The 21,414-nt window shown below is 53.1% G+C and carries 21 protein-coding genes and 1 pseudogene; 12 read left to right on the top strand and 10 right to left on the bottom strand.

Translation table 11 applies throughout. The features are described from left to right. The first annotated feature begins 1 nt into the window (after position 1). The 4 genes and pseudogenes from yiiM to ACLHV8_RS21785 all read left to right on the top strand — a co-directional run bounded on the left by yiiM (position 2) and on the right by ACLHV8_RS21785 (position 3,953). Positions 2-732, top strand: a pseudogene (gene yiiM / locus ACLHV8_RS21800) (6-hydroxyaminopurine reductase). Positions 733-916: 184 nt separating this feature from the next. Next, positions 917-1,621, top strand: coding sequence for a UTRA domain-containing protein (locus tag ACLHV8_RS21795; protein ID WP_208594703.1), 705 nt, complete (start codon positions 917-919; stop codon positions 1,619-1,621). 8 nt (positions 1,622-1,629) lie between these two features. After that, positions 1,630-2,595 carry a sugar phosphate isomerase/epimerase family protein gene (locus ACLHV8_RS21790; protein WP_208594702.1) on the top strand — a complete coding sequence of 322 codons (966 nt, stop codon included), beginning with the start codon at positions 1,630-1,632 and terminating at the stop codon, positions 2,593-2,595. Positions 2,596-2,702: 107 nt separating this feature from the next. Then, the gene (locus ACLHV8_RS21785) at positions 2,703-3,953 is read left to right on the top strand and encodes an MFS transporter (RefSeq protein ID WP_028018128.1); all 1,251 of its coding nucleotides are present in this window, start codon (positions 2,703-2,705) and stop codon (positions 3,951-3,953) included. A 45-nt stretch (positions 3,954-3,998) separates the two neighbouring features. On the opposite strand, the gene cpxA is transcribed toward ACLHV8_RS21785, so the two are convergent. Further along, on the bottom strand, positions 3,999-5,372 hold the full coding sequence (gene cpxA / locus ACLHV8_RS21780; RefSeq protein ID WP_028018127.1) for an envelope stress sensor histidine kinase CpxA: 1,374 nt from the start codon (positions 5,370-5,372) through the stop codon (positions 3,999-4,001). Next, the gene (gene cpxR / locus ACLHV8_RS21775) at positions 5,369-6,067 is read right to left on the bottom strand and encodes an envelope stress response regulator transcription factor CpxR (RefSeq protein ID WP_028018126.1); all 699 of its coding nucleotides are present in this window, start codon (positions 6,065-6,067) and stop codon (positions 5,369-5,371) included. The genes cpxA and cpxR overlap by 4 nt, the downstream gene beginning before the upstream one ends. 150 nt (positions 6,068-6,217) lie before the next feature. On the opposite strand from cpxR, the gene cpxP reads away from it, so the two are divergent. The 6 genes from cpxP to ACLHV8_RS21745 all read left to right on the top strand — a co-directional run bounded on the left by cpxP (position 6,218) and on the right by ACLHV8_RS21745 (position 12,264). After that, positions 6,218-6,724, top strand: coding sequence for a cell-envelope stress modulator CpxP (cpxP, locus tag ACLHV8_RS21770; RefSeq protein WP_108091208.1), 507 nt, complete (start codon positions 6,218-6,220; stop codon positions 6,722-6,724). 152 nt (positions 6,725-6,876) lie between these two features. Beyond that, positions 6,877-7,770 carry a CDF family cation-efflux transporter FieF gene (fieF, locus tag ACLHV8_RS21765; RefSeq protein ID WP_028018124.1) on the top strand — a complete coding sequence of 298 codons (894 nt, stop codon included), beginning with the start codon at positions 6,877-6,879 and terminating at the stop codon, positions 7,768-7,770. Positions 7,771-7,944: 174 nt separating this feature from the next. After that, a complete protein-coding gene (gene pfkA, locus ACLHV8_RS21760) occupies positions 7,945-8,907 on the top strand; it encodes a 6-phosphofructokinase (protein ID WP_028018123.1) in 963 nt (320 codons plus the stop codon). A gap of 134 nt (positions 8,908-9,041) precedes the next feature. Next, entirely contained in the window at positions 9,042-10,031 is a 990-nt protein-coding gene (locus tag ACLHV8_RS21755) for a sulfate ABC transporter substrate-binding protein (protein ID WP_134708693.1), read from the top strand. A gap of 111 nt (positions 10,032-10,142) precedes the next feature. Continuing rightward, positions 10,143-10,886, top strand: a complete 744-nt coding sequence (locus ACLHV8_RS21750) for a CDP-diacylglycerol diphosphatase (protein WP_208594701.1) — start codon at positions 10,143-10,145, stop codon at positions 10,884-10,886. A gap of 73 nt (positions 10,887-10,959) precedes the next feature. Next, positions 10,960-12,264: an SLC13 family permease gene (locus ACLHV8_RS21745; protein ID WP_208594700.1), complete on the top strand. Its 1,305-nt coding sequence runs from the start codon at positions 10,960-10,962 to the stop codon at positions 12,262-12,264. A gap of 44 nt (positions 12,265-12,308) precedes the next feature. Here ACLHV8_RS21745 and tpiA read toward each other — a convergent pair whose 3' ends face one another. Both tpiA and ACLHV8_RS21735 read right to left on the bottom strand, forming a co-directional pair. Continuing rightward, positions 12,309-13,076: a triose-phosphate isomerase gene (gene tpiA / locus ACLHV8_RS21740; RefSeq protein ID WP_014172206.1), complete on the bottom strand. Its 768-nt coding sequence runs from the start codon at positions 13,074-13,076 to the stop codon at positions 12,309-12,311. A gap of 111 nt (positions 13,077-13,187) precedes the next feature. Then, on the bottom strand, positions 13,188-13,784 hold the full coding sequence (locus ACLHV8_RS21735) for a DUF1454 family protein (RefSeq protein WP_049004908.1): 597 nt from the start codon (positions 13,782-13,784) through the stop codon (positions 13,188-13,190). Positions 13,785-13,896: 112 nt separating this feature from the next. Between ACLHV8_RS21735 and ACLHV8_RS21730 the strand changes: the two genes are divergently transcribed. Further along, positions 13,897-14,316, top strand: a complete 420-nt coding sequence (locus ACLHV8_RS21730; protein WP_023293600.1) for a DUF805 domain-containing protein — start codon at positions 13,897-13,899, stop codon at positions 14,314-14,316. Here ACLHV8_RS21730 and fpr read toward each other — a convergent pair whose 3' ends face one another. The 4 genes from fpr to ACLHV8_RS21710 form a co-directional block, all read right to left on the bottom strand. Then, positions 14,317-15,063, bottom strand: coding sequence for a ferredoxin--NADP(+) reductase (gene fpr / locus ACLHV8_RS21725; protein WP_028018117.1), 747 nt, complete (start codon positions 15,061-15,063; stop codon positions 14,317-14,319). It lies immediately after the preceding gene. A gap of 96 nt (positions 15,064-15,159) precedes the next feature. Beyond that, positions 15,160-16,170, bottom strand: coding sequence for a class II fructose-bisphosphatase (gene glpX / locus ACLHV8_RS21720; protein WP_028018116.1), 1,011 nt, complete (start codon positions 16,168-16,170; stop codon positions 15,160-15,162). 99 nt (positions 16,171-16,269) lie between these two features. Next, a complete protein-coding gene (glpK, locus tag ACLHV8_RS21715) occupies positions 16,270-17,778 on the bottom strand; it encodes a glycerol kinase GlpK (protein WP_028018115.1) in 1,509 nt (502 codons plus the stop codon). A gap of 21 nt (positions 17,779-17,799) precedes the next feature. Continuing rightward, the gene (locus ACLHV8_RS21710) at positions 17,800-18,645 is read right to left on the bottom strand and encodes an MIP/aquaporin family protein (RefSeq protein WP_028018114.1); all 846 of its coding nucleotides are present in this window, start codon (positions 18,643-18,645) and stop codon (positions 17,800-17,802) included. 398 nt (positions 18,646-19,043) lie between these two features. Between ACLHV8_RS21710 and zapB the strand changes: the two genes are divergently transcribed. Beyond that, complete coding sequence (zapB, locus tag ACLHV8_RS21705; protein WP_010436935.1) at positions 19,044-19,283, top strand: septal ring assembly protein ZapB; 240 nt, start codon at positions 19,044-19,046, stop codon at positions 19,281-19,283. A gap of 573 nt (positions 19,284-19,856) precedes the next feature. Here zapB and rraA read toward each other — a convergent pair. Further along, positions 19,857-20,342 carry a ribonuclease E activity regulator RraA gene (rraA, locus tag ACLHV8_RS21700; RefSeq protein WP_025758826.1) on the bottom strand — a complete coding sequence of 162 codons (486 nt, stop codon included), beginning with the start codon at positions 20,340-20,342 and terminating at the stop codon, positions 19,857-19,859. A gap of 92 nt (positions 20,343-20,434) precedes the next feature. Beyond that, positions 20,435-21,355, bottom strand: a complete 921-nt coding sequence (gene menA, locus ACLHV8_RS21695) for a 1,4-dihydroxy-2-naphthoate polyprenyltransferase (protein WP_208594699.1) — start codon at positions 21,353-21,355, stop codon at positions 20,435-20,437. Positions 21,356-21,414 lie beyond the last annotated feature (59 nt).

Raw genomic sequence — 21,414 nt, 5'->3', positions numbered from 1 at the left:
AATAAGGAAAAGCGAGTCTGATGACTCGCTTTTTTGTATCTGCAAAAAGGAGCAGCAATGCATTATCCGGTGAATGTATTTACAGGCAAGGTCAGGGAGTACGACGGCAGCCGCCCGAGTGCCATCGCCAAAGTGCAGGTCGACGGTGAGCTGACGTTAACCGAGCTTGGGCTTGCGGGCGACGAGCAGGCCGAGAAGAAAATCCACGGTGGGCCCGATCGGGCGCTGTGCCACTATCCGCGCGAGCACTATCAATACTGGATAGCCGAATTCCCCGAGCAGGCGGACCTCTTTGTCGCGCCAGCCTTTGGCGAGAACCTCTCCACCGAAGGGCTGACGGAGAGGAATGTTTTCATCGGCGATATCTACCGCTGGGGCGACACCCTGATTCAGGTGACGCAGCCGCGCTCACCGTGCTTCAAACTTAACTACCATTTTGGCATCAGCGATATGTCTGCCCAACTGCAAACGGCAGGCAAAACCGGCTGGCTGTACCGCGTAGTGCTGGCAGGGCAAGTTTCTGCGGACGCGCCGCTGGAACTGGCATCACGCCTGAGCGATGTCTCAGTGTATGACGCCTGCGCGATAGCCTGGCATATGCCGTTTGACGACGACCAGTATCATCGCCTCCTGTCGGCGGCAGGGTTATCAACCAGCTGGACAAGAACGATGCAGAAGCGGCGTATTAGTGGGGAGATCGAGGATAATTCGCGGAGATTGTGGGGGAAATAGCGGTTTCTGCAAAAACGACAGCCTCCGCCTGAATGAAGAGGACAGCACCTTTCTGGCGCTGTCCTCGCTAATCATGAACTTGATACCTGGCCCACAAAAATAGCGTCAGCTTGCCGAAAAAACTTGAGAATTTTCTCCGCTCAAATATTGTGTCTTCAAATTGGTTTAAACCAGATTGCGAGACATGAAAGAAAAAAACAATGTTGATCTCCTGAGAGACCGCTTCGAAAGTTGGCTAGCGGCTAATGATTTTCCGCCGGGCTCCAGACTTCCCTCCGAGCGCGAATTGTGCGAATTGCTTGATGCTAAACGCATGACCTTAAGGCAGGTTTTAATTGAGCTTGAGGTTGCGGCACGTATTTTCCGCAAGAACCGCAGCGGGTGGTTCATCTCTCCCCGGCGATTCATCTACAACCCAAAATCGCTCTCCAGTTTTAATGCGGAGGCGCGTGCGCAGGGGCGAAAACCTTCCTGGGGTTATTTGACCAAAGATGTTGTTGATACCGTCCCTCGTCATATTGAGAAAGCTTTTTCGTCTTCCAGGGCTCCCTACCTGATTACCGGCTGGTGCGGACTGGACGATCATAAAGTTTTTTACCATGAGTCCTGGATTGATGCCGAAGCCGCCCCGGAGTTTATGGTGAAGCTGGAAAACCACGCTTTTTCTAAAGTCTGGGAAGAGCGGTTTGGGCTTGCCTTAACCATCAAAGAGATGATTTTCAAACCGGTCAATATGCCTGAGCTTGCCTGCAAAGAGCTGGGAGTAGCACCCAATACGTACGGTATTTTGGTAGAGAAGCATCGTGCCACCTCTGAAAAGAAAGTGGTTCAGGTTGATCTGGAGTACTGGAGACTTGAATCCGTCGAACTGGTTATTCGTGATGAGTGAGAAAAATTATGGAAAACGTTATCAGAGAAAAACTGGCTGAGCGTGCAAAAAATATTCGTCTTTATTTGCACGCCTATGCCTTTCATTTAAACATGCGCTACGAGAGAGTTCTTCCTGAAGATTTACTGGATATTGCATATCAGAATCATTTATCGGGTGTGAAAGTGCATGTTGAAGACGGTGAATCCTTTTCACTGAGAAATATGCGACCAGAGCAGTTGAGTTCTTTTAAAAAGAAAGCCGAGCAATACGGACTGGATATTCATATTGAAACCAGCGCGTCAGATAAAAAGACCCTGGATGAGGCTATTGCTATTGCGCAGGCCACAGGTGCTACCTCTGTCAGATTTTATCCACGTTATGAAGGGCGTTTAAATTCAGTACTGGAAAAAATCGCCCAGGATATTGCTTATCTGGCGCAGTTTGATAATAGCGGTATCCAGTTTACGATTGAACAGCATGAAGATCTCAAAGGACATGAGCTGGTTACACTGGTAAAAAACAGTGGTATGAAAAACCTCTCAATACTCTTTGATTTTGGCAATATGATCAATGCTAATGAAGAGCCAATGGCTGCGTTACGGACTATGTCGCCTTACATCACTCAGGTTCATATCAAGGATGCCAAAGTGATAAAAGAGGGTAAAGGATGGGCGCATGAAGCCTGCCGTACAGGGCTCGGCGATCTCCCTGTAGAGATGATGTTGCGTGAACTTTTACTGTTGGGTGACGACCAGGCCCAGGTCACTTCTTTTGGCCTTGAAGAAGAGGTTGATTATTACGCACCAGCATTTCGTTTTGATGATGAAGGAGATAACCCTTGGATACCGTGGCGTGACGCAAGTTTTACCCCACTTCCTGATAATGAACTGGTTGATGCTCGTCTGGCACAGGAAAAAGAGTATGCTATTTCTCAAATTGAATTTATTCGTAATTTGTGCGCTAAATTTATAAATATAAAACAACCTGCTTAATTAATTTAACAGTGTCTTGCGGCTTCCTTTTTCAGGGATAGCCTGGATTTTTATATATTACAGAACGGTTTTCTCTCAAAATTGCAGTGAGGGTGTCGAATATGTTTATGAATAAATGGGCTCGTCTGTGCTTTTTGGTATTAGGTGGTGGGACGATATTTAAGCTTTCCAGCATGAAGGATGTCTTTTATGTCCCAATGCAAAGTGACTGGGGGCTGACAAATACACAAATAGGGCTCAGTTTTACGGTATATACGATTGTGCAAACCACGGGGCTTTTCCTCTCTTTATATATTGCCGACCGCTATTCTAAGAAGATCCTTCTGCCCTTCGGGTTAATTGGTGTGGGGCTGTGCGGTCTCTATTTATCCACGCTGCCGTCTTTCACTGGCTATCTCATTTGCTTTGCGGCGATGGCCTTCTTTGCTGATGTCGTTTACTGGCCGGTGTTATTAAAAGCTGTACGCCTGTTAGGGACACAAGAAGAACAGGGGCGGTTGTTCGGGCTTCTGGAGGCAGGGCGTGGTGTGGTGGACGTTATTGTGGCTTCTGGCGCGCTGTTCGTCTTTGTGCACTTTGGGGAAGGGAAAGCGGGGATGCAGGCTGGTTTGCTCTACTACACGTTCATCACCCTGATGGCCGGTGTTATCACCTACTTCATCGTTGATGATGACCATGTCAAAAACGCTAAAGGAAGCAGCGCAAACATTGAAACCCTGAAAGGTATTAAGCATGTTCTGACCTGCCCGAACGTCTGGTTAGCATCATTTGGTATCTTCTTTGTGTATGCGGCTTACTGCGGTTTAACCTATTTCATCCCGTTCCTGAAAGACATCTACATGCTTCCGGTTGCGCTGGTAGGGGCGTACGGGATCATTAACCAGTATGCCCTTAAAATGGTGGGTGGGCCGGTGGGTGGTTTCCTGGCAGATAAAGTCGCTAAGTCCCCCACGGTCTACCTGAAATGGACGTTCTTGATTTCTGCCGTTGCGATGATGTTGTTTATGCAACTCCCTCATCAGTCGATGAACGTTTACATCGGGATGGTTGCAACGTTAGGGTTTGGCGCCATCATCTTCTCGCAGCGTGCCATCTTCTTTGCCCCGATGGATGAAATTGGAACCCCACGGCAATATGCCGGTTCGGCAATGGCATTTGGTTGTATTATCGGCTATATGCCCGCGATGTTTGCGTACACACTCTACGGCTGGATTCTGGATAACTTTAAAGGGATCACCGGATACAACTATGTGTTCAGCGTGATGATTGCCTTTAGTCTTTCAGGATTTATTTGCTCGACATTGCTGGTGAAACGCATCAAAAAACAGAAAGTTATGTCAGTCAGTGAGGCAGCATAAGATCATGAACCACGACCCCCGATGCAACATCGGGGGTCGTGGGGGTCAGGAACGTTTATACAGTGGCAGCCACAGCGTTAACCGTAATCCGCCCAGTGGGCTGTCGTCAGCTTTCACCCAACCGCGGTGCTGTTGCATGGCGGTTTCAACAATCGCCAGACCCAGCCCCGTGCCGCCAGATTCGCGGTCACGCGCCTCGTCGGTACGGTAGAACGGTCGGAAAATCTGCTCGCGATCTTCCGGACTCACGCCAGGACCATCATCATCGACGATCACGGTGATCCCGTCTTTATCCACCGAGAAGGCGACCTCAATCTTCGTATGCGAGTAGCGCAGGGCGTTACGTACGATGTTCTCCAGCGCACTTTCCAGCGTGTTAGGGTTACCGTACAGCGGCCATGGCCCCGGCGGGAAGTTGACGGTAAAGGATTTACCCATCTGTTCTGCTTCGAACGCCGCGTTGTCTAATACTTCATGCCACAGATGATTGGCTTTCACCGTCTCGCTGACCAGCGCGTTTTTCTGCTGATTGCGCGACATCACCAGCAGATCGTTGATCATGCTGTCCAGACGATGCGCTTCCGTTTCAATACGTTCCAGCTCTTTGCTCTCTCCACTACGACGACGGAGCAGGGCGGTACCAAGCTGTAGTCGTGTTAGCGGGGTACGCAGTTCGTGCGAGATATCCGAAAGCAGCCGTTGCTGCGCCGTCATCATACGCTCCAGCGCGCTCACCATCTGGTTGAAACTGGCACCTGCAGCAAGAAACTCTTGTGGCCCGGATTCTAGCTCAGGATGCTGTCTCAGGTTGCCCTGCGCCACTTCGTCGGCGGCATTTTTCAGCTTACGCGCCGGTTTTGCCAGGCTCCACGCCAGCCATAACAGCAGCGGCGAGCTAACCAACATGGTGACAATCAGCAGCAAGAGCGGACGGTCAAACAGCAGATTGATAAAATCAGACTGGGAACTGCTCGCCGGTCGAATCAGGTAGAGCTGATAATTATCCTCCCCATCCCTGACAGAAAAAGGCCCCACCATCTCAACGCGGCCATATTTCTTCTTCTGGGGGTGATCGGCGTTATCTGCCTGACCGATAAAGTTACGGATAATCTGCATTTCATTGCGATCGGCACCAATCACACGTCCTTCACTGGTGACCAGCAGCAGGCGCTGCCCGGGTGGTGCCCACTTGTCGATAGCGCGAAACAGCCTGCGCCACCACATCAAATCGTTTGGCGGGTCATTTGCCAGCTCGGCTTCGACGTGCTGCTCGATCATCACGCCCTGACGTTGCTCGCTGTCGAGAAGCTCCGTCATCTGGCGTGAGTCGAGTTTTGGCAACATCAGTACGAGCATTAAAACCAGTGCCAGCGTCAGCCAGAAAATGGCGAAGATGCGGGCGGTTAAGCTTCCTATCATGAAGCGGAGACCATCAGATAACCGCGACCACGCAGGGTTTTAAACCATGGGTGACCGTCTTTACGCTCCGGCAGCTTACGGCGCAGGTTAGAGATGTGCATGTCGATGGCGCGGTCAAACGGCGTGAGACGCTTGCCCAGCACTTCCTGGCTCAGATGTTCACGCGATACCACCTGGCCGAGATGTTGCGCCAGCAGATAAAGCAGGGTGAACTCCGTGCCGGTCAATTCCAGCGCCTGGCCGTCGAAGCTGGCTTCCTGGCGGCCCGGGTTCAGGCTCAGGGAGTCCACTTCCAGCGTCGGCGAACTGTTGTCGGTATTCTGCTGCTGCTCGCTCCAGTGTGAACGACGCAGGATAGCGCGAATACGGGCGACCAGTTCACGGTCGTTGAACGGTTTCGGTAAATAGTCATCCGCACCCAGTTCAAGGCCAAGTACGCGGTCAAGTTCGCTGCCGCGTGCGGTCAGCATAATTACGGGTGTCTGGTGTGTCTGGCGAAGCTCTTTCAGCGTATCAATGCCGTTTTTCTTCGGCATCATGACGTCGAGCAAAAGTAAATCGATGCTGTCGTCAAGGAGACTCAGCGCCTGCTCGCCATCATGGGCAACCAGAACGTTGAAACCTTCCATGTCGAGCAACTCCTTTAAAAGGGATGTGAGCTCTCGGTCATCATCAACTAACAGGATTTTATTCATTGTTTAAATACCTCCGAGGCAGAAATTACGACATCAAGGCTGTCTAATCCATGACTTTACGTTGTTTTACACCCCCTGACGCATGTTTGCAGCCTGAATCGTAGACTGTCTCTCGTTGAATCGCGACACGAAAGATTTTGGGAGCAAGTGATGCGCAAAGTTACCGCTGCCGTCATGGCCTCAACGCTGGCGTTCAGTGCGTTTAGCCAGGCTGCTGTAGCTATCATCAGCGATAACGGTTCCTCACAAGAGGGCACAACGCAGCACAGTAGCCAAAGCCATATGTTTGACGGCATAAGTTTAACCGAACATCAGCGTCAACAGATGCGAGATCTGATGCAGAGGGCAAGACATGACCAGCCCCCTGTTAATGTTAGCGAAATGGAGACAATGCATCGCCTTGTCACCGCAGAAAATTTTGACGAAAGCGCTGTACGCGCTCAGGCAGAAAAAATGGCACAGGAACAAGTTGCCCGCCAGGTAGAGATGGCGAAGGTCCGCAACCAAATGTTCCACCTGCTAACGCCCGAGCAGCAAGCGGTTTTGAACACCAAACATCAGCAGCGTATGGACCAGCTGCGTGAGGTTGCACGGATGCAGCGAAACTCGGAAACGACGTTTTTCAGTAGCAATAGCAGTACCCGTAGTAACCAGTAAACCCTGTTTTCCTTGCCATAGACACCATCCCTGTCTTCCCCCACATGATGTGGGGGTTTTTTTTGCCTTCATTCTAATTTGTTAACCGTTTATTCATCCTTTGACTCCTCACGCTTCCGTTATACTAGCGGCATGACATGACAGGAGTGTTTATGAATCAATCCTATGGAAGGCTGGTAAGCCGGGCCGCCATTGCGGCAACCGTCATGGCCTCTAGCCTGCTACTGATCAAAATCTTTGCCTGGTGGTATACCGGCTCGGTCAGTATTCTGGCGGCGCTGGTAGACTCATTGATGGACATTGCAGCCTCACTGACCAACTTGCTGGTGGTGCGTTACTCGCTGCAACCGGCGGATGAAGAGCACACGTTCGGGCACGGCAAAGCGGAGTCGCTGGCCGCGCTGGCGCAAAGCATGTTCATTTCCGGGTCTGCACTGTTCCTGTTTTTAACCGGCATTCAGCATCTCGTCTCGCCGACCCCGATGAACGATCCCGGCGTGGGCGTCGTTGTGACAGTCGTTGCACTTATATGCACACTTGTTCTGGTAACGTTCCAGCGCTGGGTCGTTCGCAAAACGCAAAGTCAGGCAGTACGGGCGGATATGCTTCATTATCAATCTGATGTTATGATGAATGGGGCTATTCTTATTGCGCTCGGTCTGGCCTGGTACGGCTGGCATCGGGCCGATGCGTTGTTCGCGTTAGGGATTGGTATCTATATTTTATATAGTGCCTTACGGATGGGGTATGAAGCGGTGCAATCGCTGCTCGATCGCGCTCTCCCGGACTCAGAACGTAATGAAATTTTTACTATTGTGACCTCCTGGCCTGGCGTCAGCGGTGCGCACGATCTTCGAACGCGGCAGTCAGGGCCGACCCGCTTTATTCAGATTCACATTGAAATGGAAGACAACCTGCCACTGGTTCAGGCTCACGTTATTGCTGAGCAGGTCGAGCAGGCGATTTTGCAGCGTTTTCCTGGTTCAGACGTCATCATTCACCAGGATCCCTGCTCGGTAGTACCTGGACATGTTGGGCTTTCGTAATTCGTTGTAAAAAAGTGAGCCAGGCCAGCATTTTGTGTATAAATTACCGCCATTTGGTCTGACCTGAATCAATTCAGCTGGAAGTGATTGATATACTATTTGCAGTATTCGTTGGTCGATAAGTTTCTTCCGGCAACAGATTTCAATTTTGCATTCCTAAGTTCAGAGGTAGTCATGATTAAGAAAATCGGTGTGTTGACAAGCGGCGGTGATGCGCCGGGCATGAACGCGGCAATTCGTGGGGTTGTCCGTGCAGCGCTGACGGAAGGTCTGGAAGTTTTTGGTATCTATGATGGTTACCTGGGTCTGTACGAAGACCGTATGGTTCAGCTCGACCGTTACAGCGTGTCTGACATGATCAACCGTGGCGGCACCTTCCTTGGGTCTGCACGCTTCCCGGAATTCCGTGATGAACACGTTCGTGAAGTGGCTATCGAGAACATGAAGAAACGTGGCCTGGACGCCCTGGTGGTTATCGGTGGTGACGGCTCTTACATGGGTGCAAAACGTCTGACTGAAATGGGCTTCCCGTGCATCGGTCTGCCAGGCACTATCGACAACGACATCAAAGGCACTGACTACACCATCGGTTACTTCACCGCGCTGGGTACCGTTGTGGAAGCGATTGACCGCCTGCGTGACACCTCTTCTTCTCACCAGCGTATCTCCATCGTTGAAGTGATGGGGCGTTACTGTGGTGACCTGACTCTGGCCGCCGCGATTGCGGGTGGTTGTGAGTTCGTGGTTGTGCCGGAAGTGGAATTCAGCCGTGAAGATCTGGTTGCTGAAATCAAAGCGGGCATCGCGAAAGGTAAAAAACACGCGATTGTTGCCATCACCGAGCACATCTGTGATGTTGACGAGCTGGCGAAGTACATCGAAACCGAAACCAAACGCGAAACCCGCGCGACCGTACTGGGTCACATCCAGCGTGGCGGTTCCCCTGGCCCGTACGACCGTATTCTGGCGTCCCGTATGGGGGCATACGCTATTGAACTGCTGCTGCAGGGTCACGGCGGCCGCTGCGTCGGTATTCAGAACGAGCAGTTGGTGCACCATGACATCATCGACGCCATTGAAAACATGAAACGTCCGTTCAAAGGTGACTGGCTGGACTGCGCGAAAAAACTGTACTGATCCCTCAAGCCCTCTCCGTTGCGGAGAGGGCTTTTATTCCTCTAAGTTATAGCCAATCTTTTTTTATTCTTTAATCCTCGATTCGCTTTCTGGCACGCTGCATTCATCAAAACACTACACAAGAGAGCTGGGCGATGAATAAATGGGGCGTGGGTTTAACATTATTGCTGGCATCGACCAGCGTTCTGGCTAAGGACATCCAGTTACTGAACGTGTCATACGACCCGACGCGTGAACTTTACGAGCAGTACAACAAAGCGTTTGCTGCACACTGGAAGCAGCAAACCGGTGACAACGTTGTGGTTCGTCAGTCTCACGGCGGTTCCGGCAAGCAGGCGACGTCTGTGATCAACGGTATTGAAGCCGATGTGGTCACGCTGGCACTGGCTTACGATGTCGACGCTATCGCCGAACGTGGACGTATAGATAAAAACTGGATCAAACGCCTGCCGGACAACTCCGCGCCTTACACCTCGACCATCGTCTTCCTGGTGCGTAAAGGCAACCCAAAACAAATCCATGACTGGAATGATCTGATTAAACCCGGTGTGTCAGTCATCACGCCTAACCCAAAAAGCTCCGGCGGCGCTCGCTGGAACTACCTGGGGGCGTGGGGTTACGCGCTGCACCACAACAACGGTGACCAGGCTAAAGCTCAGGAATTCGTGAAAGCGCTGTATAAAAACGTTGAGGTGCTGGACTCCGGCGCGCGTGGCGCAACCAACACTTTCGTCGAGCGCGGTATTGGTGACGTGCTGATCGCATGGGAAAACGAAGCCCTGCTGGCCACCAACGAGCTGGGTAAAGACAAATTCGAGATTGTGACCCCAAGCGAATCAATCCTTGCGGAACCAACCGTTTCTGTGGTCGACAAAGTGGTAGAGAAGAAAGAGACCAAAGCAGTGGCGGAAGCCTACCTGAAGTATCTCTACTCGCCAGAAGGCCAGGAAATTGCGGCGAAAAACTTCTATCGCCCACGTGACCCGGCGGTCGCGAAGAAATACGAGAATGTCTTCCCGAAACTGAAGCTCTTCACCATTGATGACGAGTTTGGTGGCTGGGCAAAAGCGCAGAAAGAGCACTTCTCTAACGGCGGTACCTTCGACCAGATCAGCAAACGCTAAGTATTTCGCTAAGAATGACACGGAGACCCGGTGTGAGAAATCCACCGGGTTTTTTATTTGGTCATCATTTTGCGTTACTCTTTCACTTCAAATGGATACAGGGAACGCGCTGTGAAAAAAATTATCTTATTGATCCTGATTGTCATCGCCCTTGCCGCTGGCGGCGGGTACTGGATGAAAGCGGGTAATCCGGATGCGCTGCGACATATCGTTCTCGACCAGTGTGTGCCGAATCAAATCCAGAACCGTAACCCGGCGCCGTGTGCGCAGGTGAAAACAGATGCAGGTTATGTGGTGTTTAAAGACCGCAATGGACCGCTGCAGTATCTGCTGATGCCAACCTACCGTATCAACGGCACAGAAAGTCCGCTTTTGACCGAGCCTCATACGCCGAACTTTTTCTGGCTGGCGTGGCAGTCACGCAGTTTTATGACCCTGAAGCGGGGATCCGAGGTGCCTGACAGCGCCATTTCACTGACGATTAATTCCCCGACAGGCCGTACGCAGAACCATTTTCATATTCATATCTCCTGCCTGCGCCCGGACGTGCGCGAGAAGCTGAACGCGGCTCAGGGAGAAATTAGCACCCAGTGGCTGCCGCTGCCGGGTGGGCTGGAAGGACATGAGTATCTTGCCCGTCGGGTAACGGAGAATGAGCTGGTGCAGCGCAGTCCGTTTATGATGTTGGCTGAAGAACTGCCGGAAGCACGCGACCATATGGGACGCTTTGCGCTGGCGATGGCACAGCAGTCAGATGGCTCTTTTGTTTTACTGGCAACGGAACGTAACCTGCTTACCCTTAATCGCGCATCGGCTGAGGAACTGCAGGATCATCAATGCACTATCCTGAATTGACCCCACCATAAATCGCGTTTACTCCGGCTGCCTGTCACCGTAGACTTGCTGAAAAAATCTACAGGAGACAGGTATGTCGTTCTGGTTAGCTCATCCTCTACTGCTGCCCTCACTGATCGTAGGCGTCACCATTGTGCTGTGGGCGACGTCGCTGTTACCGGAATTTATCACCGCGCTGTTGTTCTTCACGGCGGCAATGACCGCCAGAATCGCCCCGCCGGAGGTGATCTTCGGCGGTTTTGCCTCGTCGGCGTTCTGGCTGGTGTTTAGCGGTTTTGTGCTCGGCGTGGCGATCCGTAAAACCGGCCTGGCGGACAGGGCTGCGCGTGCGCTGTCGGCAAAGCTCACCGACTCCTGGGTGTTGATGGTGGCGAGCGTGGTGCTGCTGAGCTATGCGCTGGCGTTTGTGATGCCGTCGAATATGGGGCGTATTGCGCTCCTGATGCCTATCGTTGCTGCGATGGCGAAAAGGGCGAGTATCGCAGACGGTTCGCGGGCGTGGTTTGGCCTGGCGCTGGCTGTGGGGTTCGGTACATTCCAGCTCTCGGCAACTATTTTGCCTGCAAACGTTCCTAACCTGGTGATGAGCGGTGCGGCGGAAGGTTCGTACGGCATCCACCTGAGTTACGTCCCGTATCTGCTGCTGCACACCCCCGTGCTGGGTATTCTCAAAGGTCTGATTCTGATTGGCCTGATCTGCTGGCTCTTTCCCGGTAATCCAAAACCACCGAAGGATCTGGCACCGTCTGAACCGATGGGGCGGGATGAAAAGCGTCTCGCCTGGCTGCTGGCGGTGGTGCTGGGGATGTGGGTGACGGAGAGCTGGCACGGTGTGGGGCCCGCGTGGACGGGGCTTGCGGCCTCGGTCATCGTCATGCTACCGCGCATCGGTTTTATCACCGGAGAAGAGTTTTCTGCGGGGGTGAATATGCGTACCTGTATTTATGTCGCGGGCATTCTTGGTCTGGCGATTGTGGTGACGCAGACCGGGATTGGTGCAGCCGTAGGTGAAGCATTGCTGCGGATAATGCCGCTGGACGCTGATAACCCCTTCACCAGTTTCCTGGCGCTGACCGGTATTACCACCGCGCTCAACTTCATTATGACCGCCAACGGTGTTCCTGCGCTGTACACCACGCTGGCACAGAGTTTTTCCGACGCGACGGGTTTCCCGCTGCTGTCGGTGATCATGATCCAGGTGTTGGGTTATTCCACACCGCTGCTGCCGTATCAGGCGTCGCCAATTGTGGTCGCAATGGGGCTCGGGAAGGTGCCTGCAAAGGCGGGGATGGTGCTCTGTCTGGCGCTGGCGATAGCGACCTATCTGGTGCTGCTGCCGCTGGATTACTTGTGGTTTAGCGTATTGGGTCGTTTGTAGCGGAGTAGGGCGGGTAAGCGCAAGCGCCACCCGCCACAACAGCATTACGCCTGTTTGGCCGCTTCTGCTGCTTTAACGATCACCGCGAAAGCGTCAGCCTTCAGGGATGCACCGCCAACCAGCGCGCCATCGATGTCTGGCTGGGTGAACAGCTCAGCAGCGTTGGATGCGTTTACGGAACCGCCGTACTGGATAATGACTTGTTCAGCCACTTTCGCGTCGGCTTTAGCAATGTGATCGCGGATGAACTTGTGAACTGCCTGAGCCTGCGCAGGGGTTGCTGATTTGCCGGTACCGATCGCCCAGACTGGCTCGTAAGCAATGACCGCGCCTTCGAATGCTGCTGCACCCTGAGTTTTCAGCACTGCGTCGATCTGGCGAGCACACACTTCTTCCGTTTTGCCTGCTTCGTTTTCAGCTTCGGTTTCACCGATGCACAGAACTGGGATCAGACCTTGCTCTTTCAGCACAGCGAATTTCTTCGCGATGAACTCGTCGGATTCTTTGTGATAGGTACGACGCTCAGAGTGGCCGATGATGATGTATTTCGCGCCGATATCTTTCAGCATTTCAGCGGAGGTTTCACCGGTGAATGCGCCAGACAGGTTAACGTCAACGTTCTGTGCACCCAGAATGATGTGGCTGCCGTCAGCGGCGTGTTTAGCCAGATCCAGGTACATATCCGGCGGAGCGATAGCAACCGCACAGCCCGTCACGCCAGCCAGCTCTTTACGCAGGTTCGCAACCAGTTCGTTTACCATGTGGCGGCTGCCGTTCAGTTTCCAGTTACCCATCACTAAAGGATGTCGCATTTCAATTCTCCACGCTAAATAAGCGAATTAAGGAATATGGCCACCCTGTCGGGCAGCATGGTCTGTGAATCAGTATAGAGATTTTCCCTCGAAAGGCTTTGCTTTTTGTCATTAATTCGCCCCTCCGAGTGTGTCAGATAGTGCCAGCTTAATCGGTTCAACTGCGAAGGTCAGTCCTTTTTCGCCGTTGTCTGCGACAACATAGCGAATCGCACCTTCGGTATCGGCGTAGTAGCGCTTGTTTTTACCGGCGGCGAGGAGTTTTTGCAGCTTTTGCTGGCTTTGCTTTTTCGTCAGTGCCGGGGTAAAGGCCTGTAACACCGCGCTCATATACTCCAGCGCCTTCGCCTTCGCAGCTTTCTGCTCTGGCCCCTGAATTGGCAGCCAGGTGATTTGCATGCTTTTGATTTTTAGCGTGCCGCGTTCCAGCGCCGTTGAGGCATACAAGTTCTCGTTAATCTTGCTTGCCGCACGGGTCAGCGTAGGGGTATCGCGAGAACCATCAATGGCGCGAAATTCATCCAGCGGCAGCGTTGGGTTGGCCTGATTGAAGGCTTCACGAAACTGGCTGATGGATTGATCGAAAGACGGGGAGCCCGCAAGCAGATACGGCGCCGTTGTCGGGGCGGTGGTTTCGGCTGCATGCAGGGGAAAGCCCGCGCTAAGCAGCGTTAAACACAGGAAAAGAGAACGCGCCGAAATTTTCATCAACATTGCCCCTGGCCGTAAGTGCTCATGATTAAAACGATATCTGGTCGGCTTGTCAAAAGGTCACAACTCCAGGGTAAAATGCGCGCTATACGATAATAAGGAACCTTACATGACCATACAGCAGTGGCTGTTTTCATTCAAAGGGCGTATTGGACGCCGTGATTTCTGGATCTGGATGGTGACGTGGGTTGTCGCCATGCTGCTTCTGTTTTTTGTTGCTTACAACGCGTGGCTGAGTACGCAAACGGCGGCCTTTGCGCTGGTCTGTCTGCTATGGCCAACAGCGGCCGTGGTGGTAAAACGTCTGCACGATCGCGGCCGTTCCGGGGCGTGGGCATTTCTGATTATTCTGGCGTGGATGCTGGTGGCAGGGAACTGGGCGATGCTTCCGTCCATTCTTCCCTGGGTCGTCGGCAGGCTGCTACCGTCAGTTATCTTCGTGATGATGATTGTCGATCTGGGCGCATTTATTGGCACCCAGAGCGAAAACAAATACGGTAAAGACACCGTTGAGGTGAAATACCGCTGATCACCAGTAGTGTTCGGCGGTCATATGGCCCGGCCGGCGGCGAAGATGTTTCGTCATCTGTCGGGTATCTTTCAGAAGTTGTTGCGTGTCACGAACCATCTGCGGATTACCACACAGCATGACGTGGCTGGTTTCCGCTGTCATCGGCAAACCCACTGCCTTTTCCAGAACTCCACTTTCAATTAATGCCGGCACACGGCCCGTCAGCGCACCTTCTGCCGTTTCACGACTGACCACCGTTTGAATTTTGAGCTTACCGCCATACTTCTGTTCCAGATCGCGCATTTGCGGCAAATAGCTTAAGTCTGCAGCGTAGCGCGCGGCATGAACCAACACGATGTTTTTAAAGCGTTCAAGGTCTTTGCCATATTGCAAAATGGAGAGATACGGACCGATGGCCGTACCGGTTGCCAGCATCCATAGCGTGTCACAGTCAGGAATTTCGTCGAGCACAAAGAAGCCGGCAGCGTCACTCACAATTTGCACATCATCACCGGGCTTAAGAGCGGCGAGACGCGGGCTGAGTTTGCCGTCCGGAACGGTAACCAGATAGAACTCGAGATCCGGGTTATCTGGCGCGTTAACGTAAGAGTAAGCGCGCTGTACGCGTTCACCGTCGACATCCAGCCCCAGCTTCGCAAATTGCCCGGCCGTAAACGGGTGAACGGGAGCATGCAGGGTGAGACTAAATAGCGTATCGGTCCAGAACTGTATCTTTGTGACTTTACCTGTTACCCAGTCCGCCATGATCTTCTCCTGTGCTGTTTCTCTGGTCTATCTTCCTGTCTTGTCGTGAAGATTTCCAGCCCATTTGGGCCGGAAAGCTCTATCGATCAAACGGTTTTACAGAATGTGCGTCTGTACGTCCGGGTCTTTACGGTCGAGATAGTGGATAGACTGAATGCGACGAATGGTGCGTGATTTACCGCGGATCAGCAGCGTTTCAGTGGTTGCCATGTTGCCCTTGCGGGTAATGCCGTCCAGCAGATCGCCTTTCGTGATGCCGGTCGCCGAGAAGATAACATTATCGCTGCGGGCCATTTCGTCCAGAGCGAGAACTTTATGAGCTTCGATGCCCATTGCTTCGCAGCGTGCCAGCTCCTCTTCGCCAATCCGACGGTTCTCTTCGCTGTCGCCTTTGACATCATGACGTGGCAGCAGGCGCGCCTGCATGTCGCCGTCCAGGGCGCGGATCACTGCTGCTGATACGACTCCTTCCGGCGCGCCACCGATGCCATAAAGCACATCGACTTCGCTGTCCGGCATACAGGTCAGAATCGAGGCCGCAACGTCACCATCCGGAATGGCAAACACGCGCACACCGAGTTTTTGCATCTGCGCAATCGTGGCATCGTGGCGCGGTTTCGCCAGAATGGTGACGGTCAGCTCGCTGAGCGGTTTACCCAATGCTTTGGCGATATTATGCAGGTTCTCTTCCAGCGGCAGGCTGAGGTCGATTGCGCCTTTGGCACCCGGGCCGACAATCAGTTTTTCCATGTACATATCTGGCGCGTTGAGGAAGCAGCCTTTATCGCCCACTGCCAGCACCGCCAGGGCATTGGCCTGACCCATTGCCGTCATGCGTGTGCCTTCGATCGGATCGACGGCGATATCCACCGCATCGCCTTTGCCGGTGCCGACTTTCTCACCAATGTAGAGCATTGGCGCTTCGTCGATCTCGCCTTCGCCGATCACGATGGTGCCGTCGATGTTGACCTGGTTAAGGACGATGCGCATGGCATGGACAGCCGCACCGTCTGCGGTATTTTTGTCGCCACGACCCAGCCATTTATAGCCTGCGAGGGCGGCCGCTTCGGTGACGCGGGAAAACTCGATAGCAAGTTCACGTTTCATGAGGTACTCGTGCAATCAAAAAGAATTGCACGAAGTTTATCACAGAGTGGGGAGACGAGTTCCCTCTCCCCTGTGGGGAGAGGGTTAGGGTGAGGGGAATTACTCTTCGTGATCTTCCCATGCCAGGGCGCGTTTCACCGCTTTTTTCCAGCCGCTGTAGCGGAAGTTACGTTCGGTGGTTTCAATACCTGGGCGGAATTCGCGTTCGATCACCGCTTTTTCCTGCAGCTCGTCCAGGTTCTGCCAGAAACCTACTGCCAGACCGGCGAGGTACGCCGCACCCAGCGCCGTGACTTCACGCACTTCAGGGCGTTCAACGCGGGTACCCAGAATGTCCGACTGGAACTGCATCAGGAAGTTGTTCGCGACCGCACCGCCGTCCACGCGCAGGGCGTGCAGACGAATGCCGGAGTCAGCCTGCATCGCTTCCAGCACGTCGCGCGTCTGGTAGGCGATGGATTCCAGCGTGGCGCGGATAATGTGGTTAGAGTTCACACCACGCGTCAGACCGAAAATCGCGCCGCGTGCATACGGGTCCCAGTACGGTGCGCCCAGACCGGTGAATGCAGGCACCACGTATACGCCGTTGGTGTCTTTCACTTTGGTCGCGAAGTACTCGGAGTCGAACGCATCGCTGATCAGTTTCATCTCATCACGCAGCCACTGAATAGACGCACCCGCCATGAACACTGCACCTTCCAGCGCGTAGTTCACTTCGCCGCGTGGGCCGCAGGCAATGGTGGTCAGCAGGCCGTTTTCTGATTTCACCGCTTTCTCGCCGGTGTTCATCAGCATAAAGCAGCCAGTGCCATAGGTGTTCTTCGCCATCCCTTCCTTGACGCACAGCTGGCCGAACAGCGCCGCCTGCTGGTCACCCGCGATACCGGCGATAGGAATACGCGTACCGCCTTTACCGCCGATGTTGGTCTGGCCGTATACCTCAGAAGACTTGCGTACTTCAGGCAGCATCGCGCGTGGGATATCCAGCGCGTCCAGCATCTTGTCATCCCACTCCAGGGTGTTGATGTTGAACAACATGGTACGTGAGGCGTTGGTATAGTCGGTGACGTGGACACGTCCCTGGGTCATCTTCCAGATAAGCCAGGTATCGACGGTACCGAACAGCAGCTCGCCACGTTTTGCACGCTCGCGCGACCCTTCCACGTGGTCGAGGATCCACTTCACCTTGGTACCGGAGAAATACGGGTCAACAACCAGACCGGTGGCGCTGCGCACATACTCTTCCATGCCATCGCGCTTCAGCTGTTCGCAGATTTCTGATGTGCGGCGGCACTGCCAGACGATGGCATTATAAATAGGCTTACCGGTTTCACGTTCCCAGACAATCGTCGTTTCACGCTGGTTAGTAATACCAATCGCGGCAATCTCGTCGGAACTGATATCGGCTTTCGCCAGCACTTCGACCAGCGTGGAGCTTTGTGATGCCCAGATCTCCATCGGGTCGTGCTCTACCCAGCCTGGGCGAGGATAAATTTGCTCAAATTCGCGCTGTGACACGCTGACGATGTTCGCGTCATGATCCATTACGACAGCGCGGGAGCTGGTAGTGCCCTGGTCGAGCGCAACGATATATTTTTTTTCGGTCATGGTATGTGTCCCGTAGTCAGATTACAGCGAAGCTTTTTGTTGTGCGGTAGAAGTCGTTTCCTTCTCCTCTTCCACACAGGTGTCGCACGGTAAGTGGCGACCAATTAATTTGCGGTAGCTAAATGCACCCAGCGCAGCCCCGACAACCGGCGCAAACAGCGGAACCAGGAAGTAAGGAATGTCTTTGCCACCGGTGAAGGCGACGTCGCCCCAGCCTGCGATAAAGGCGAACGCTTTTGGTCCGATATCACGTGCCGGGTTCATCGCAAACCCAGTCAGCGGGCCCATTGATGCGCCAATCACCGCAATCAGCAGGCCAATCAGCAGGGGTGCCAGCGGGCCGCGCGGAATGCCGTTTCCGTCGTCAGTCAGCGCCAGGATAACGCCCATCAGGATAGCGGTAATCACCATTTCAACTGCGAACGCCTGCACAAAATTGATATGCGGGTTAGGGTAGGTTGAGAAGATGCCTGCCAGGTCCAGACTTTCGACACTGCCGCGCACCATATGATGCGTCTGTTCGAAGTCGATGAAAAGATTGTAATAAAGCCCGTAAACTAACGCCGCTGCGCAAAACGCGCCGGCAAACTGAGAAAGAATGAAAGGAACAACTTTGCGTCCTTCGAAGCACGCGAACAGCCACAGTGCGATAGTCACCGCCGGGTTAAGATGTGCACCAGAAACACCTGCAGTCAGGTAGATGGCCATCGCCACGCCCAGACCCCAGATAATACTGATTTCCCACTGACCAAAACTGGCACCCGCCACTTTCAGTGCAGCGACACAGCCCACTCCGAAGAATATCAACAACCCGGTACCAAGGAACTCGGCAATGCACTGGCCTTTTAAGGTTGATGTCTGACTCATAATCGGAATCCTGAAGAAATTGATGTTTATTGTTAGCATGGCCGCCCGTGACAGCCACGATGCCCTGTAGACATAGTGTTAATTTATCGTTAACGAGCAAAAACGAGAAATATCGAAATCAAAATGTGTGGTCTTCGTCATAAAATGAGCGTTTTCGCGCCATAAAGCACATTTTTGCATCAGTGGCGGAATGTGAGCTGAATCATTTCATTAACGAATGAGTTAACAATTTAGGGTGATATGACGCGAACGCACCAGGACCAGACCTAAAAGTGTTGCAAACCGCGATCTGCGCGGTGTGTCGCTGGACACAGAGCGCTGTGCTCCATACAATCGACGGTATATGTCGTGCGCGTTTACGTTAAAGCGTCGCCTTGCAATTCAGGAGAGGTAGCATCATGTCTTTAGAAGTGTTTGAGAAACTGGAATCGAAAGTACAGCAGGCGATTGACACCATCACCCTGCTGCAGATGGAAATTGAAGAGCTGAAAGAGAAGAACAACAGCCTGGCGCAGGAAGTTCAGAACGCTCAGCACGGCCGCGAAGAACTGGAGCGCGAAAACAACCAGCTGCGCGAACAGCAGAACGGTTGGCAGGATCGCCTGCAGGCGCTGCTGGGACGTATGGAAGAAGTCTAATTTCTTACGGGAACTGCAGATTCGAACAAGCCGGGTATGGCGATGCCGCTACCCGGCTTTTTTTATGCCAGTTATAAAAAAGGCCGCCAGAGGCGGCCTTAACGCTACTTGTCCTGCGCTGTCATAGCAAAAGCAACGAACACATTCGGTTCATCACTCTTTACAACGAGTACGCTGGCGACAATGAACGCGATACATAAATAGCGTTTCATTATGCGGTCCCTGCAGCTAACCGCTCCACCGTTCACCACCGGTGATAAGTCGGTGGACACAAGCCCTGGTGTTAGCCTGCTTTACGGTAGTGAATACACCTTTCCCTGGACCGATGCCCATGTGCGAGATGGCGGAAAGGGACGCTGTATCATAAAGGTCATCAACCGTGGCGTTAAGGTTTTCATAGACAAATAGGATTTTATAAAGGTTCTGAGGGGTTGCCCAAGGTTTAGACAAGAGTATGATGAAGTTCCTTGGTGTTAGTCTGTAAGACTTCCCAACGGACCGCGAATCCCGAGGGACAAAAAAACCGCCACATTGCTGTTGGCGGTTTTTTTATGGCCCACGCTTACGGTTTAATTACTCGATATCCAGCGGATCTTCGGAAAGGATTATGCCGGTGTTATCGGCGTACAGATGGTCACCGGAGAAGAAGGTCACGCCGCCGAAATTGACGCGCACGTCGCTTTCGCCGATGCCGTCACCCGCCGCCCCTACCGGTATGGCCGCGATGGCCTGAATCCCGATATCCAGCTCTTCCAGATCGTCCACCTGGCGCACGGAACCGTAAACCACAAGGCCTTCCCACTCATTCTGAACGGCAATGCCGGCCAGTTCAGCATCAATTAATGCGCGGCGCACGGAACCGCCGCCGTCGACCACAAGAACGCGGCCGCGACCGTTCTGCTCGAGCAGATCGTACAGCAACCCGTTGTCCTCGAAACATTTCACCGTGACGATTTGTCCGCCAAACGACGACCGCCCACCAAAGTTGGAGAACAGCGGTTCAACGACGTTGACATCTTCCTGATAGATGTCACAAAGCTCGGAGGTATCGTATTTCATAGGTTTAACGCTCAGTTGCTGCGAATGTGTTCAGTATATCGTGCGAAATGCGTTGTTGGCAAAATCATCAATTGTTAATTGATATTTGTCAGCTAACGAAGCGTCTGACTTAAGACAATCCCGATGACGAACAACAGGTTAGTCAGAAGCGCGCCTTTTACCGTGCGTTCCAGCATTGGTGGCATGGCTGCAGGGCTCAGTTCGCGCATGACAAATCGCGCCTGCTTAATCAGCAGCGGTGCGGCAAGTACAAACAGCCAGCCCCATACGCTGTGCAGCGAGATCAGGTTAAACAGTGCCAGACAGAGCAGCGCGCCTATCAGCAGGCAGGCGTGGTAGCGGCGCGCGTTAACCGGACCCAGACGTACCGCCAGCGTGTTCTTACCGTTCTCACGATCGCTGTCGATATCGCGCAGGTTGTTGATATTGAGCACCGCCGTTGCCAGCAGTCCGCAGGCGGTTGCAGGCAGGAACAGAGCAGGGATAAGGGTATGCGCCTGTAAGTACCAGCTTCCCATCACGCTCAGCCAGCCGAAGAACACCAGCACGGAAATATCACCCAGACCAATATAACCATAAGGACGCGTGCCGACGGTGTAGGTGATGGCCGCGACAATGGCCAATAAACCTAACACCAGGAAGCCAATAAAATCGCTGGTGGTTTTAGACGCCACCGTAACCAGTGCCAGACCCGATAAACAAATCAGCACCACGGTGATAATCAATGCGCGTTTCATCTGCGCCTGAGTAATCACCCCTTTCTGCATCCCGCGCAGTGGCCCGATACGGTCAGGTTTATCGCTGCCTTTTACTGCGTCACCGTAATCGTTGGCGAGATTGGAGAGGATTTGCAGCAGGCCGGCGGTAATCAATGCCAGCGCGGCGACCAGCGGGTCAAAATAACCTTGCCACCAGGCAAGAGCCGTACCGACGACAATCGCAGCAAAGGCCAGAGGAAGTGTTTTAGGGCGCAGACTTTCGAGCCACGCCTGAGTACGGCTGATATCAGTCATAGTTATTTAGCCAATAAAAATGGGGGCATTAGCCCCCATTAAACGTGATGAGAATCCAG

This window comes from Enterobacter sp. CPE_E863 (assembly GCF_046521465.1).
Lineage (GTDB): Bacteria > Pseudomonadota > Gammaproteobacteria > Enterobacterales > Enterobacteriaceae > Enterobacter > Enterobacter adelaidei.
The sequence above is the reverse complement of the archived record's forward strand: the minus strand, read 5'-3'. Positions and strand labels throughout refer to the sequence as shown.

Bases quoted from the DNA above. Each gene is read 5' to 3' on its own strand.
- ACLHV8_RS21795 (WP_208594703.1), top strand. From the start codon at position 917: ATGAAAGAAAAAAACAATGTTGATCTCCTGAGAGACCGCTTCGAAAGT.
- ACLHV8_RS21790 (WP_208594702.1), top strand. From the start codon at position 1,630: ATGGAAAACGTTATCAGAGAAAAACTGGCTGAGCGTGCAAAAAATATT.
- ACLHV8_RS21785 (WP_028018128.1), top strand. From the start codon at position 2,703: ATGAATAAATGGGCTCGTCTGTGCTTTTTGGTATTAGGTGGTGGGACG.
- cpxA (WP_028018127.1), bottom strand. From the start codon at position 5,372: ATGATAGGAAGCTTAACCGCCCGCATCTTCGCCATTTTCTGGCTGACG.
- cpxR (WP_028018126.1), bottom strand. From the start codon at position 6,067: ATGAATAAAATCCTGTTAGTTGATGATGACCGAGAGCTCACATCCCTT.
- cpxP (WP_108091208.1), top strand. From the start codon at position 6,218: ATGCGCAAAGTTACCGCTGCCGTCATGGCCTCAACGCTGGCGTTCAGT.
- fieF (WP_028018124.1), top strand. From the start codon at position 6,877: ATGAATCAATCCTATGGAAGGCTGGTAAGCCGGGCCGCCATTGCGGCA.
- pfkA (WP_028018123.1), top strand. From the start codon at position 7,945: ATGATTAAGAAAATCGGTGTGTTGACAAGCGGCGGTGATGCGCCGGGC.
- ACLHV8_RS21755 (WP_134708693.1), top strand. From the start codon at position 9,042: ATGAATAAATGGGGCGTGGGTTTAACATTATTGCTGGCATCGACCAGC.
- ACLHV8_RS21745 (WP_208594700.1), top strand. From the start codon at position 10,960: ATGTCGTTCTGGTTAGCTCATCCTCTACTGCTGCCCTCACTGATCGTA.
- tpiA (WP_014172206.1), bottom strand. From the start codon at position 13,076: ATGCGACATCCTTTAGTGATGGGTAACTGGAAACTGAACGGCAGCCGC.
- ACLHV8_RS21735 (WP_049004908.1), bottom strand. From the start codon at position 13,784: ATGAAAATTTCGGCGCGTTCTCTTTTCCTGTGTTTAACGCTGCTTAGC.
- ACLHV8_RS21730 (WP_023293600.1), top strand. From the start codon at position 13,897: ATGACCATACAGCAGTGGCTGTTTTCATTCAAAGGGCGTATTGGACGC.
- fpr (WP_028018117.1), bottom strand. From the start codon at position 15,063: ATGGCGGACTGGGTAACAGGTAAAGTCACAAAGATACAGTTCTGGACC.
- glpX (WP_028018116.1), bottom strand. From the start codon at position 16,170: ATGAAACGTGAACTTGCTATCGAGTTTTCCCGCGTCACCGAAGCGGCC.
- glpK (WP_028018115.1), bottom strand. From the start codon at position 17,778: ATGACCGAAAAAAAATATATCGTTGCGCTCGACCAGGGCACTACCAGC.
- ACLHV8_RS21710 (WP_028018114.1), bottom strand. From the start codon at position 18,645: ATGAGTCAGACATCAACCTTAAAAGGCCAGTGCATTGCCGAGTTCCTT.
- zapB (WP_010436935.1), top strand. From the start codon at position 19,044: ATGTCTTTAGAAGTGTTTGAGAAACTGGAATCGAAAGTACAGCAGGCG.
- rraA (WP_025758826.1), bottom strand. From the start codon at position 20,342: ATGAAATACGATACCTCCGAGCTTTGTGACATCTATCAGGAAGATGTC.
- menA (WP_208594699.1), bottom strand. From the start codon at position 21,355: ATGACTGATATCAGCCGTACTCAGGCGTGGCTCGAAAGTCTGCGCCCT.